The sequence below is a fragment of the Nostoc sp. NMS7 genome, assembly GCF_017115085.1.
Classification (GTDB): domain Bacteria; phylum Cyanobacteriota; class Cyanobacteriia; order Cyanobacteriales; family Nostocaceae; genus Nostoc.
On the sequence record NZ_JABXKJ010000255.1, the window covers coordinates 1 to 14,623 of the forward strand.

At 36.6% G+C, this 14,623-nt stretch carries 10 protein-coding genes and 1 pseudogene; 1 reads left to right on the forward strand and 10 read right to left on the reverse strand.

All coding sequences use genetic code 11. The annotated features are described in order from the left end of the window. Nucleotides 1-1,021 precede the first annotated feature (1,021 nt). Nucleotides 1,022-1,385, forward strand: a pseudogene (locus HWQ38_RS36725) (reverse transcriptase N-terminal domain-containing protein); the annotation flags it as partial. 327 nt (nucleotides 1,386-1,712) lie between these two features. Here the strand turns inward: HWQ38_RS36725 and HWQ38_RS36730 are convergent. The 10 genes from HWQ38_RS36730 to HWQ38_RS36775 form a co-directional block, all read right to left on the reverse strand. Continuing rightward, complete coding sequence (locus HWQ38_RS36730) at nucleotides 1,713-2,123, reverse strand: hypothetical protein (protein WP_292804280.1); 411 nt, start codon at nucleotides 2,121-2,123, stop codon at nucleotides 1,713-1,715. Nucleotides 2,124-2,161: 38 nt separating this feature from the next. Then, a complete protein-coding gene (locus HWQ38_RS36735; RefSeq protein ID WP_292804283.1) occupies nucleotides 2,162-3,850 on the reverse strand; it encodes a GUN4 domain-containing protein in 1,689 nt (562 codons plus the stop codon). Nucleotides 3,851-3,957: 107 nt separating this feature from the next. Then, nucleotides 3,958-4,221, reverse strand: coding sequence for a GNAT family protein (locus HWQ38_RS36740; RefSeq protein ID WP_292804286.1), 264 nt, complete (start codon nucleotides 4,219-4,221; stop codon nucleotides 3,958-3,960). A 6-nt stretch (nucleotides 4,222-4,227) separates the two neighbouring features. After that, nucleotides 4,228-6,246 carry an ATP-binding cassette domain-containing protein gene (locus tag HWQ38_RS36745; RefSeq protein WP_292804288.1) on the reverse strand — a complete coding sequence of 673 codons (2,019 nt, stop codon included), beginning with the start codon at nucleotides 6,244-6,246 and terminating at the stop codon, nucleotides 4,228-4,230. Nucleotides 6,247-6,614: 368 nt separating this feature from the next. Next, nucleotides 6,615-7,019: a hypothetical protein gene (locus HWQ38_RS36750; RefSeq protein ID WP_292804291.1), complete on the reverse strand. Its 405-nt coding sequence runs from the start codon at nucleotides 7,017-7,019 to the stop codon at nucleotides 6,615-6,617. Nucleotides 7,020-7,148: 129 nt separating this feature from the next. Continuing rightward, on the reverse strand, nucleotides 7,149-9,245 hold the full coding sequence (locus HWQ38_RS36755) for a patatin-like phospholipase family protein (protein WP_292804294.1): 2,097 nt from the start codon (nucleotides 9,243-9,245) through the stop codon (nucleotides 7,149-7,151). Nucleotides 9,246-9,462: 217 nt separating this feature from the next. Next, the gene (locus tag HWQ38_RS36760; protein WP_292804297.1) at nucleotides 9,463-10,440 is read right to left on the reverse strand and encodes an MvdD family ATP-grasp ribosomal peptide maturase; all 978 of its coding nucleotides are present in this window, start codon (nucleotides 10,438-10,440) and stop codon (nucleotides 9,463-9,465) included. Between the two features lie 78 nt (nucleotides 10,441-10,518). Continuing rightward, complete coding sequence (locus tag HWQ38_RS36765; RefSeq protein ID WP_292804300.1) at nucleotides 10,519-11,511, reverse strand: MvdC family ATP-grasp ribosomal peptide maturase; 993 nt, start codon at nucleotides 11,509-11,511, stop codon at nucleotides 10,519-10,521. Nucleotides 11,512-11,777: 266 nt separating this feature from the next. Then, on the reverse strand, nucleotides 11,778-11,912 hold the full coding sequence (locus HWQ38_RS36770; protein WP_292804303.1) for a microviridin/marinostatin family tricyclic proteinase inhibitor: 135 nt from the start codon (nucleotides 11,910-11,912) through the stop codon (nucleotides 11,778-11,780). Between the two features lie 696 nt (nucleotides 11,913-12,608). Beyond that, the gene (locus HWQ38_RS36775) at nucleotides 12,609-14,600 is read right to left on the reverse strand and encodes an ATP-binding cassette domain-containing protein (protein ID WP_292804306.1); all 1,992 of its coding nucleotides are present in this window, start codon (nucleotides 14,598-14,600) and stop codon (nucleotides 12,609-12,611) included. Between the last annotated feature and the right edge of the window lie 23 nt (nucleotides 14,601-14,623).

Below are 14,623 nucleotides of genomic sequence, written 5' to 3' on the forward strand. Positions count from 1 at the left end.
CATGGTTATAGTTATGACTTAGAGACGGACAAAAAATCAAAAAAAGCGACACCGATAGCGCAGCGTAAAGCCTTCGGCATAGCTTCGCTTAGAGCGACGCAGGAGCGTCGCAGCCCCTTAAAGTAGACATCGCTCTTCCGATTCAAGCGAACGCGAGTAGCGTCTCGTTGGCGCAGCCTAAGAAGAGAAGAGAGGAAACTTTATATATGGGTTATGATGAGCAATGCCGAACGCGCAGAGCGTCTTGTAGAGTTGGTGGCAAGCTACGCCCCACCTATCAAGCGAACGGGAGGGAGTAGCGTCTCGTAGAGAGGAAATAATATATCAGTGCGATCGCCCTCAATTCTTAGAGGAAAAAATAGCATCAGGGAAGATGAATCTGACGACAATATCATCACCTTCTGAGTAGAATAAGCGATCGCTTCGTTGGTAGCAGGGGCAGCGATCGCACTGACAACACTGGTGCGATTCGTTGCTTAGTGAATCACGGTAATCAGACCGTACATAACTAAGCCAGCCCGACAGCAGATTACTGTCATTAAAGGCTGAACTCTCGGTCAGATGCAAGTGCAAGTCTTGGCATTCAGACTCAGAATTGACTCCTTACCTGCCCACACCGAATAAGCTCGGTTCTTATAGAGTGAAGTTGGGAACAGGGCGCAATCAGACGACCGTTGCGGGTTGACACTGGCGCTAATGGGGAGTTCCTATGATGAAATAGAGCCTAGAAAAGCGACTCATTCGTGAGCAGGGCGCAACACAAAACCCCTGACTCTACTGGAGTTCATTCCCGCCGAACACGCGGTGTAGTACCGGCAAGAGTCTAGGGAATCCAGTAGTCGAAGTGGCTACATCTAACGGAACGATCAATGTCTCCGAGGGAACGAATAAAAACGATTTGTGAGTCCTGGGGCAGTCGAACCCCAAGTAGGCTAGACGAGAAGCGGAACTCTCACAATTCGGGTAGGACAGACCGTAATTGGTCTGAGGTGTTCAGAAAATACAAACTCCAGAAGAGAAAATGATTAGACACAGTAGACATACTAGTGAATCTTGGAAAGCCTTACCGTGGAAGAAATTCCGCCGAAATCTTTTCCGCCTTCACTCATCGTGTATTTAAAGCTGTTCAAGTTGGAGACAAGCGGAAAGCGCGGTTACTCCAAAAGCTTATTATGAAATCCACCTCGGCTCGATTTCTTGCAATAAGACAAGTATCACAGCTAAACGCTGGTAAGAAGACAGCAGGTATCGATGGCAAAAAATCCCTCTCATTCAAGGAACGCTTTGCACTTGAAATAACACTCAAGACCCAGTATAACAACTGGCATCATAGCGGTTTACGGGAAATTCCAATTCCTAAAAAGGATGGAACCACCAGAAGTTTAATTCCTATGGATTGATAGGAACTGAACTTCGCAATATCAGGTTTCAAGCTGGAGGAACGTATTTACCTAGGAATACATAAGTAAGGTAAAAACGACTTAAATTCAAGTTAGAGTTAGTCTTAGTGGCACTAAACTATGTTAGCACAATAAATTTTACAATATCTAAGCTTTTTTAAGCTCTCTATCCATAAAATTAATATTATTTATATTAATATTGGAAATTAATTTCAAGAAGTATACTACCAAAATACGGGATTATAAAAATTTACACAGACTTAATATATTACCTAGATTTTTTAAGTTAATATTACAAGAATGCAAAAAGAATTAATTAATTTTTATACCAGCGATTCTCTGATTTTTATTGCTTATTAGAAACTCTGATCTATTAATTTCGATAACTTCATAATTCTCTGTTATAAATATAGAGTATATGCTAGCTATCATATCTGCAAAATCTACTTTAGATAATATCAGTAATTGCAAATTGAAAAATGATTTAGGAACAGTTTTAACAATTAAACATAATCTTATATCATTTACGTGCCATACACCAGTAAATTTATTACCCGTGATCAATTCGCTGGGTTTAGATAAAAGAAACGTTTGAATTCTAGTTTGCTCATAAGTCATATTATCTTTAAATTCGATAGAAATTTTTTCCCAATTTGTATTAAAACGCCATTTTCCAAAAAGCAAAATTTCTATTTCTGTATCCGATAAATTCATATTATTCATTGGTTTTCTCCCCTATTATTAAATAATGTGCGATTGACTCATGGTAAAGTTTCATGACAAGTTTTGACACGAGTAAAAAATAAGTGCATCTGCCATACTAGCCAAGATCCAACTCGCCAAGCTGCCATTGACAGGGGGGCTGTAGATGAATGTGAAGGCGTGTCTAATATATTTTGGTCATAATGTAACCATTTAACTGGTAGATGTCCCATCGGTGTCGTTGGGGATAATTTAAAAGTTAGTTGGTCGTAATTTAACCAGTTTCCCTCTTTTCGCCAACCCAGGCGATCGCCAAGTCTTTTTTCTGTTTCATAATCTATTTGACCGCCTATTTCGTTCCAAATACTTTGCTGAACACTAAAGCCAAAGTAACCATGACTATATTGTTGCCAAAGTTGATCAATTTTATGAAAAGCTTGACATGAAAAGTTAAGAATATCTTCTTTATAAACTTCATTCCAATCATTCTTGCCCATGACTTGTAGCATTAATTTAGTTGTTTCAATATCAGCTTCTTGCCACTTGTGCTGTGAAAGAAGGTTTTGCAATTTACTGTAATCAATATTCCAATTACTTTTAAATTCTGTGGTAAACTCAATATCCTTATCATTATTAGGTTGTTCCGGCAGTTCTGTTTTCTCGATAAAAAGTTGAGAATAATCAAAAGCAATATCTGTTTCTTCTATTCCTAGCACTTTCTTTTGAGCAAGCAGTTGAGTAGACATATAATTAGATATTAAGTAAATCGCTTGATTTAAAGTTATCTCATCTTTACTTAAATCAAAGTCATGAACCTGTAAATCTAATAATTGTGACTGAAAAAAAGCATCTTGCAGTCTATCTTTTTTATCATAACTTGCCACTAATAAATTGAGGATATCATGAGATATCGTACTAGTATCTTGTATTGTTAATAAATTAACTTGAAAATTTAGAGTATTACTTGCTAAATTTTGAATTTCTCCTACAATTGTGTAAAAATCTGCATCTACTTTTACTACATCATCTATTAAAGATTGAAACGGACTAAAGTAATCTTGTAGAGACTTTTCTAGATTAATTGCTGTTTCAGCTATTTTTGCGATTTCTTGACGAATTTTTGTAGCTCTGACTTGGTATTCATAAATTTCTTGATACACCTCTATATCTTTAAGTATTTTCTGAATAGCTTGCTTTTGATTTTTGGTATCTTCCGCTAAAATTTTAATTCCTTCACTGAGTAGTTTTACTTTCTCTAAAATTAAAAAGTTAGTATTACTTAACAGCAAAATAGATTTTAAATTTTCTTCTTCTTCGCATTTTAACTTGTCAATTATTTGAGAATTTTCATGATTCTTTATCTCTAACTTACTTATTTGTTCATTTACTTTTCTAATTTCATAATATTTTTGGTTAAACAGATTTTTCCAGTCATCTATAAAATTTAATAAAAATTTTTGATAACTATTTTTATAAGTTTCTAAAAAATCAAGAAGTTGAATATAATCTCTAATTAATAATTTAACCTCTGCTAAAGTTTCTCCTTGACTAATTTCTTTTTTCCATTTGATTATTCCCCAAAAATAAGAATGATATTTAGTACCTTCTTTAATTATGCTTTGGCATTTTCTAATTTTTCTTTGAACTTTTTTTAGTTTGGGATTTTTTAAAGTAGGAAATTTGTAAGGTTTTTCATAAATCGTAATAGATTTATAAGTAACTAATTGTTTTTGCTTTATAGTTAGCATCACTTTTTTTGAAATATACAAATAGTTACTAGACTCTTACTCATTTCAACACCTTAAAATTTTTGTGATTACATTAAGTCAAGCTATTCTTTTTAAAGCAAACAAAATTACTTTACCGTATCTGTTTTGCATAATTTCCATACTAGGATTTTCTCTCGTGATTCTACAAGCTGTATCCCAATTTTTTCTAGGAGTCGCTTTGAACTTATATTATCGCGATCGCATCCAGCAGTCACGCTTTGCACATTAGGTTGAGATAACGCCCAATCTAGCTTTCGTAGCTTCAGACGCTTATCCCTGTTGTCGATATAATAATCAATTTCCAGGAAAACGCTAGGTAAACCTGTACTATCTGAGATGACTTTAACCATATAGGCTTAATCTATTACCCATTTCAATACCTCCGGGTTTTTGTTATAGCGGTAGGTTACACCATTTTTAGTAGTCACAGACTTTTCTTGACTAGCCTTGGTTCTGATCGTAGTAATAGAATAGTCTGTCAATGTCTGAAGCTCTTTATGAGAAAGTCCTATAATTGTGGCGCTCGCTGCTGATTCTGGTTTCATTTTGAGTTCATTTTTAGGGTAAATATCTATCGTCATTTGCTCCTTTTCAACTGGTTTAATAGCAATTCCTTTTTGCAATTGATAATCTTGTATAGAAACAAGTTGCCAATTAGACTCTTGTAAAAGCTCTAATACCCATTGATGATAATTAAATAAGCTTTCTCTATGTCCAACACTGATAAAATTTGTTTTCGTTGATTGTAACTGTTGATATAAATTACCTTCATTATTTAAATCTAAAGCACTCGTTGCTTCATCTAAGATAGTGAAACTAGGATGTGTAATTAATAGCCTTGCAAAAGCGAGGCGTTGTTGTTCTCCTAAAGACAATATATTTTCCCAAGGAACTTCTGTATCAAAGCCGTCTACACGGCTAAGTAAGTGTTGCAGGTTAACTTGTTGCAAAATGTGTTCAAGTTCGCGATCGCTCATTTTCCTGTCTGTGTGAGGATAGAGCAACTGTTCGCGCAAAGTTCCCAGAATTATATAAGGACGTTGGGGTAAAAATAAGACTTCTTTTAAGGGAGGACGCACTAGACGGCCAGTCCCCGCATTCCACAAACCAGCGATCGCTCTCAACAAAGAACTTTTACCCCTACCACTAGGGCCAACAATCAATAAACCTTCTCCTGGCTGAACAGCTAGTGATAAGTTTTCGACGATTACCTGTTCATAATTTGGCGTTTGTAAAGTGACGTTCTCAAAAGCTAAACGTTCTTCTTCTATAATTTTAATAGTACTGACGTTCTCTGGTTGTTTACTAGCAACCTGTAGCGCATCTGAAAACTCTGCTAAACGCTTTACATAGCCAGAAAATCGCCCTGAAATCCCAAACTCGGCTATTAGTTCTCCTAAAGCATTAGAAAACATAAAGCAAGCAAAACTAGCTTGGTTAATTTGTCCATAATCAATTTGATCCTGAAGAAATAAAGGTGTAAGAATGAACATTGAGAATACGCTAATGGCAGACTGATATGCTCTGCCAAAAGCGTCTTGTCCCCTCTCTAAATTCAGCCTACGTTCAGCAGTTTTTAAAACATTATTAAATCGGCGCTGAATTATATTTAATTCTTCATCTTCCCCCTGAAAAAAAGCGATTGATTCAGCGTGATTACGAACATGAGTTAAGCAATAGGCAAAATCTGCTTTAAATGCAAGTTCTTCTTGGTTAACTTTATTTATTCCTTGATTCAAGTAAACAGCTATTAAATTACCTACAATTGTATAAATAACTAAATAAATTGCGATTTGTGAAGAAACTGTCCAGAGAATTATCAAAGAACTTCCCATTTCTAAAGATTTTTCTAGTAAAGAAGATGAGAATCTCAAGCCAATGCTAGTAATAGGTTCTATTTCTTGGGATAAGCGTTGATCTGGATTATCTATATCAGATTTAAAATTGATTTTATAATAAGCTTGATTGCTTAAATATTTTTCTAAAACATGAATATTTAGCCATTTGTACCAGTCAAGAATTATTTTTTTTCTGACATATCTCAAAAGAGTTACTAACAAGACCATCCCTAAAATAATGAGACTGGAAAGCCATAAAGTACTATTATATTTATCAAGGTTTCTCTGTTCAATAACGATATCAATTACATAGCGATTCCAGTAACTATTTGCAGCATTTACACCGACAATTACGAATATTAATAATACTAAAAAAATGAGCATTCCCCATGAGCGAATCACATCTGAAAATGCTCTTCCTTCTGCTTTTGTTGGATACCAATAAGGTTGAGCAACTACTTTCACATCCTGCCAAAATTGAATCAAGGCTGAAAAAGGATTTGTTGTATTTTGCTCACGCACAGATGGAGTTTGCATATTCTAAAAATGTAGCCGTTACTAATTACACTAGGAATTTTGAAATGGCCTTTGAGAATTAATAGGACTTACGCAAAACTACACAGCGTAGGGGCAATTCATGAATTGCCCGTACTGTAAAATCTGGGTTTGGGCTATTGTTTGCGTAAGTCCTGATTAAGTTAAACTCAGAGACCATTTTTCCTTTTAGAGAATATATGAAAACTTTTATGGTGTTGTATTCGAGATTTGTAGATCCCCCTAAATTCCCCCCTTTTTAAAAGGAGCCAGCGCTGTGAGTGGGTTTCCCGACTTGTAAGCAAGCTACGCTGTAAGCGCTAAGGCAGGGTAGCGACTGGCGTGGGGCTAGAGGGATCAAATCGAATGCACTAGGTCAATGGTTCGTCATCAACAATTTCGACTGTTCTCGGAAAAGGGCCTTGGTCAGGCTCAGTAACGACTACTGGGCTAATATGATGTTTCAGTTTGAGTTTTAACTCATCTGAAATGGGCAATTCTTGAATTTCTTTGAGAAGAAATCTGACAGATTCAGTTTTGCTACGTTCTGTATAAATGAGCTTGAGAACGTTTTCAATTCCAAATCCCGCTATATATTCTCCTAGAACACCTACCAGCCCAAGCAAGCCTAAACCTCCTAAGAGACCTAAAGGGCCACCCAGCGATGAAAGCATAGCGACAACGGCGGCGACACTACCCCCTGATGCAGCCGTTGCAATCACGAAAAGTATACCAGGAAGGCCTAAACCGGAAATTTTTTTGACGAGTTCATCCATTATACTTACCTACAATCCTTATAAAGTGAAAACATGACTAAGAGAGTCATTACTAATTTCTTTTGTGAAGAAATTAAAAATCTCACATCTTGCACCAGTTAGTTGGTGCAAGATGTAAGAAATCTAATTTTAGCCCAACAAAAGACTACACAATTCATCGATTTGTTGACTTTTGTTAGATATTAGTTGATGGGCTATAGCTTGTAGCTGACGAGTATTTTGGAGTTTGGTATTATCTATTTCTTCTAGTTCACTATCTAACAATGTTTGAAAGCGATAATAAAAACTTTTAGCTTCTTGATCGCTAGGTTCAAACAACTTTTCTAATTCTCCAGCTACCACTTCACTACCACCGTCAAACACAATATTTAAAAGTGGTCTTCCCCATTGTAAGAGTCCCCAATTTTTGACTTCTTTATAAGGGTAGACACTCGTCAGCGAACCTGTACCTAAAGAAACTACTAAAATATCTTCTGTATTGAGGACTTTTTGGGCTTTTCGTTTACTACTAATTTGTGCTTCTAAAATAGCTAAATGGGCTGGATTATTAGCAAATACTCCACCATCGATTAAAGTATAGGCGATGCCGCTATTGTGAGGGTTTACAATCCGATGAGGAGCAAAATAAGTCGGAGTGGCACTAGTTGCCAATGCTGCATCTAGGAGCGAAAAACCCCCACATAACTTCTGAAAATTCTTAGATTCTATTTGCTCTTTTTCTAGTTTGTTTGTAAAAAATATCGGAATTCGCTGCTCGATATCGTAACTCGTTACAAAAACTTCTTTGAGATTATTTTCTAGAAGGGCGTTACCAAAATATTGCCTGAAAATTTCTTCTTTGCTTTCGGAAGGATATTTTGGCTGTATAAATATATCCTCTAACGGGCCAAGTAGTCTTTCAAACAACGGCTCATAAAATATTTCTACCCCATACTCAATAAATAACTGTAGGAGATCCTCAGCAGTGTATTCAGCTACTGACAAGTTATCAGATACATCAGAACTTAATCGGGGTTTAGTTAGTCCAAGTGCTAAAATTCCGCCGATGGAAGTGCCAGTAATTAAATCAAACAAACTGAATATAGGCTTTTGTGTCCGCCTTTCAATTTCTGATAGGAGTAATGCAGGAATAATGCCCCGAATACCGCCTCCATCAATAGAAAGTATTTTATATTTGGGACGGGCTTTTGTATTCATGGTTTCTGGCGATTCCTCCTGAGTTAATATTTGTGCTTGTTGGATATTGACGGGATCTTCAGTTTGGTCTGTTTTGGTTTCCTCGTCATGTGGCTGGAGAGCGATCGCGGTTGGAATAATCTCGGATTCTTCGCTGTTTATTTCTATCTGTTGAATTTCCTTTGCTTGGTCTTCGCCGTCGCTTACTAACGATACCGTTGCTGCTAATAAACTTGTAGTTAGTGGTGAGATATTTTCTTCGGGAATAACTGCTGTCTCAGCTTGGATCTCTTCTTGAATATCTTCTTGATTGGATGATTCTGCTGCAAATGGAACTGGATTTGATGATTGTGTTGCGAATGGAATTTCTGCTAAAGTCCAAATAGGATTACCACGAAAATTTCCTTGATAAGACTTTCGCTTTTGATTTTTGACAGTTGTACCTTGCCCTTCGTCTAATTTCCAGTAAGCCACTAATCCTTCTTCATCTCCGACTATTAACCCACAACGATGAGTCTGGATTTGTGCTTGAGTACAAGGATAATTCCAAACGCTAATGTTTGCTAATTGTCCTTTGAAATAGACCTGTTTGTGTAAAGTTGCTCCCAGAGTTATAGAACTTGTGGCTTTGTTTAAAGATGAACCTCTAAGAGAATCGTTGTATTCACGATCGTCAAGGTATACGGCTAGTTGACCACTATTAAAAATAATAGCAAAAAAGTGCCATTGTTCTATAGTTAATTCTCCTTGCCCAAAGGTTTTGATACCCTTGCTAACAGTTTCATCAATGTAGACATCTAGGCTTCCTGCTTCACTGATGCCGAATTCAAAATTATCGCTATATCTCTCTGAAGAACGGGCAAAAAATACATTGCGCGTCCCATAACTAGTGGCTTTATTTGTTAGTTCATGTGGATTTATCCATCCTGAAACCGTAAAAGCTGAACTCCCTTGAGCGAAAACGCCGCCAATATCGTTTCTGCCAAAATCTATATAATCATTTACCCCATCAAATGTTAAAACTGTTTGTGTATTTACTAGGTTTATCACAAGGATTTAATCTCCAAATATCAATAATTAGTAATTTTAAATACGTGATTTAATATCAATAAAGTTAATAAAAAAAAATCTCACTAAAAACTTTCAAAGTGGTAGGAATGTAGACGCGACAGCAGCTATTTTTCTCTATAGGACGCTATTGTAAACGTGTTGTTGAACTGAGTACCTGTAGGATAGAAGACAATAAAAATACACAAGGCTCAATTCCTTAATTTTTATTAGTCAGTAATACTTCTGCGATCGCCTGCGAAATGGGGTAGTGTGGTGAATATATCTCCATCCAAAAAAATTCCCCGACTGGGTTAACTTCGAGGAATACATGGCGACCATCGGGGGTGACAATAATATCAATTGCTCCATAGTTTAAGCCAAAATAACCCATCAGTTTGAGCAGCTTTTTCTCAATATCTTCTGGCAAGTCGTAGGGTTGCCAATTTTTAACTAAGGCTCTCCCCTCTTTGCGCCAGTCGTAAGTAGATCCTGACAAGCTTTGGGAATTTACTGCGGCAGTAAATACGCGGTGTCCGACAATAGTTGTCCGCAACTCCAGCGCCTTGGGCACATTTTCTTGGAAGGTCATCGGACAAAAACGCAGTCCTTCCATATTCTCCAGATCATCATTTGTAACTCGAGTGGTAAACACAACGTTTTCTCGCCCCTGCTGATCATAAATAGCAAAGGAACAAAGCATTTTGGTAACTATACCTTGCTTACATTGTTGAGCAAATTGCTTGACTACTTCTGGATTGTTTGAAGTCAGAGTATGTGGAGTTACAAGACCAACTTCTCGTGCAACTTGCAATTGTAGTTGCTTATTATTAGCCCGATCCACATTGGACATTTTATCAAAGTGGAATCCTTGAAGGCTAGCAATCATACCCCTGACAGTGGCGCGACATTCGTTAATTGACGCATCTCTGTATTGCTTGTCCATTGAGTCGGGGATTTTTTGTCCGTAGCGCATCCGCCGATACCAAACTGAGGATACCTCACTCAAATCGAGCTTCTGTTCGCCATCAGTAATAATTACCCGTTCAGTATCCCCGGAGTAAATATCTAGTTTGACTTCAGTGGGATATCTGTCTGTATCAAACCGAAATGCTTTTTCTCCTCTAGCCTCAATTTCTTTGATGACTAGAGGAATACTTTCGTTGTCTTTACTAAACGTGACTATTAATACGGTCATAAAAAGCATGAAGTGTGAAGTATCTAGACACCTTTTGGGTGGCTTGCCGCAGGCTAGTATCAAATATTAAATTCTTGATCATTCATTCTTTCTTTGAAGTAGGGCATCTGCGATCGCACTTGCAATGGGTAAGTGTAAATCCTTTTCCAGCATTCCCCACTCCCCCACAGGGTTGATTTCCAAAAAGACGTATTCGCCTGATGGTGTGACGATGAAATCTAACGCTCCAAACAACAGCCCAAATTTCCCCATAAAGGCTTTGAGACGACGAATTACTTCATCAGGAAGCTGGTGATGTTGCCATGCGCCAACCTCAACACCAGGTTTACGCCAATCAACTTTGGCTGCTACATACATATCTGCATTTAGCGCCCCCACAAATACATTACCATTCACATACACTACCCGTAATTCCTGTTGCTTTGGAATTTGCTCTTGAAAAACCATTGGGCAATAGCGTAGTGACTCGGCATCTTGTAAGTCTTCTTCCTTGACGATGCTAGTGTAAAGAAAAAACGAGGAGTTAGCTTCCATACTGCGAGAAAGAGCAGTTAAGAGCTTGCTCACCATTTTGCCCTTGACTTGCTGGAAAAACTCTCGTGCTGCTTGGGCTTTGTTAGTAACAAGAGTCTGGGGAATAACAAAACCTACTTCAGACGCAATTCGCAGTTGACGCAGCTTGTTACTTGCATAATCTATCCGCTCTAAATTATCTACCCAACGAGCTTCCTTCAGGCTGTCCCAAAAACCATCTAAAGTTGCTTGTGATTCTCTAATGCAAGCTTCTCGGAACTTTGGCGCTAATTCTTGACTCAGTTTTGGTTCCCAAATGCGGCGCATCCATACAACTTGCACCTGCTCTGTGCTGATAGAGTGGTTGTTACATTCTATAGTGTGGTAGCTTTTAGACTTATCAAAATGTGCTGTTAATTGCACTTCTAGAGGAAACTTATCAGTATCTAGACGAAATGGTTGCACCCCTTTTTTTGATAAGGATTCTGCCACTCTATCTATTGTGAAGAAATCACCACTGTGGGTGATTAATAAAACAACATCACGAGACAGGTGCATAAAATATTTTTTTGATATTTTTATGAGGTAGCTATTAAGCAATAGCAACTAAATTCCTTTCTATAACCAAAACTTTTTGAAAAATTTAGTGAGCTACAAAAAGCAATCACCTCCATGTTATGGATAAGGCAATATGAAAGCGATCGCGTTTATATGAGCAGTTTTTAGTTATTTGACAATTGCTACTCTATTAAACTATGATTCAGCCAATTACAAGGTTATTTCCGATAATAAAGGTACTTTCAGATGTAGATAGAATAAATAAATTATTTATCTTCCAAATCTGAAGGAAACTTGTAAGTCCAAGGAACCTCTGTTCCTTCAGTAGCTTGCTCTTCCAGGAAACGCGCAAAGAATGGTATCACTCCGACATCAACTGTTTTGACTGTGTTTCTAGGCATAGAGTTTTCCTTAAAGTAAATTGTTTTTCAACTAAATATATATCACTAATTAAATATATTTTCAAGGTCAGTTAAGACAGTTAATAAGTAATTATTCTCAGGTATTTAAGAAAGTTAAGAAAGTTAAGAAAGTTAAGCTGGCAATTAAGAAAAAATTATTTAATAATTATCAATGTTAAGTAATCAATATCAAACTATAGCAATTTTATTTGATTATTGAACAAGTAGGGGTGGGTTCGCCGAGATCATCATTAGTAATTAATAATATTTTTGGTTCTTCAGTACATATTATGCTGGACTGTTAAATAAAATCCGTCACTTGCCTTGAAAATCAAGCCTTACAGGGAGTTATAGCTTCAATTTCAGAAATCTTATCTCAAATGCTAAGATTAACGGCTGTTATTATTGCCCAGCAAGGATTTTAAGCTTATTGACAGATGTACTTAGCATAACAAGTACTGAAGAACCATATTTTTACCTGTTTTCTTTGCTGTTAACTTATTTCATACATAATTATGTTTAATAATAAACCAGATTCCTATACACACAAGTCATAAGTCATTCATTCGTGAACAACAAGAACCCCAACTTTTTTAAAAAGTCGGAGTTCTGAGAAAGCGCTATTTTTACAAATCAAAATAGAAAACTATTCTTTCACAGGCGATAATTCAGCAGACTGAACAGATTGTTTAACCGTTAAACTCTCAGCCATTTCAACACACTTGGGTTTTTGTCATAGCGGTACGTCAAGCCGTCCCTAGTAGTGATAGAATCTCCTTTGCTTGCCTTACTTCTGATAGTGCTAATGGAATAGTTAGTTAATTTACTTATTACCTTATGAGAAAGCCCTTCACTTGTAATTCTTTCCGTCAATATTTGTGATTGACTTTTCAATTCATTATTAGGCGTGCTTTGAATATTTATTGTTTTTTGATTTCGATAATCCTGCACAGTCATAAGTTGCCAACTAGAATCTTGTGAAAGTTCCAGAACCCACTGGTGATAATTAAATAAACTTTCTCTATGCCCAACACTAATAAACGTTGTTTTCGTCTCTTGTAACTGTTGATATAAATTTCCTTCATTCTTCAAATCTAAGGCACTTGTTGCTTCATCTAATATACTGAACCTTGGATTAGTCACCAACAGGCGCGCGAAAGCCAGGCGTTGTTGTTCTCCCAAGGACAATATATTCTCCCAAGGAACTTCAGTATCAAAACTTTCAACTCGACTTAGCAAGTTTTGCAGGTTAACTTGTTGCAAAACTTCTTTGAGTTCTGCGTCAGTCAATTGACGATTAGTTTTAGGATAAAGCAACTGTTCGCGCAAAGTTCCCAGAATTATATAAGGACGTTGGGGTAAAAATAAGACTTCTTTTAGGGGAGGACGCACCAAACGACCAGTTCCTGCATTCCACAAACCAGCGATCGCCCTCAACATAGAACTTTTACCTCGACCACTTGGCCCAACAATCAATAAACCTTCTCCTGGCTGAACAGCTAGTGACAAGTTTTCGACGATTACCTGTTCATAGTTTGGCGTTTGTAAAGTGACGTTCTCAAAAGCAAAATAATTCTCTTCTATTGTTTTGATAGTACCGACGTTCTCAGGTTGTTTTGCCACTGCTTCTAAAGCATCTGAAAAATCAGATAAACGCTGAACGTAACTAGAAAATCGCCCAGAAACGCCAAATTCAGCTATTAATTCTTCCAAAGCACCAGCAAAGAAATAGCAAGCTGTAGTAGCTTGTCCAATTTGTCCGAAATCAATTTCATCTCTAATAAATAAAGGTGCAAGTACTAATAGCGTGAGAAATTCGATAGTACCCCGATATCCTCTGTTAAAAATTGCCTGATTTCTCTCCCAATTAATCTTTTCTTTAATATTTTTTATGAGGATACTAAATCTGCGTTGAATTATATTCAGTTCTTGTTTTTCTCCTTGAAAAAAAGCTATTGACTCAGCGTGATTGCGGACATGAGTTAGACAATAACTATAATCGGCTTTAGATTCAAGTTCTGCTTGATTAATCTTAATTAATTCTCGATTTAAGTAAACAGCAATAAAGTTGCCTATAATTGTATAGATAAGCAGAGCAACAGCTATCTGTTGGGAAATTGACCAGACAACTATTAAAAAAGTTACCATTTCCAGTGCTTTTTCTAGTAAAGTAGCTGAAAAACTGAGCGCACTACTGGTTATTGGTTCAATTTCTTGAGATAAACGTTGATCTGGGTTATCAATATCAGCTTTAAAATTGATTTTATAATAAGCACGATTGTTCAAATATTTATTTAAAATATGATTATCGAGCCATTGATACCAATCAAGAGAAATTTGTTTTCTAATAAATTTAGTAAATCCTACTAAAAGTGTTATCAAGACAAGTCCAACAGCATAAAATGATATAGTATAAGTAAATTTAGAATAATCTTTTTCTTGAATGATCACATCGATTAAATAGCGATGAATGAAACTATTATAAGTAGTTGCAGCTACAAGGGCGAATATTAGCAATATTAGGAGAATAAGCATTCCCCAGGCGCGAATAACGTCTGAAAAGGCTCTTTGCCCTGGTTTTGTTGGATACCAGTAAGGGCCGGCGATCGCTCTTATATCTTGCCAAAATTGAATAAAATCTGAAAAAGCATTTGTTGAGGGTTTAGCTTGAACAACTTGAGTTTGCATATTTTTGAAATTAAACTAAAAAC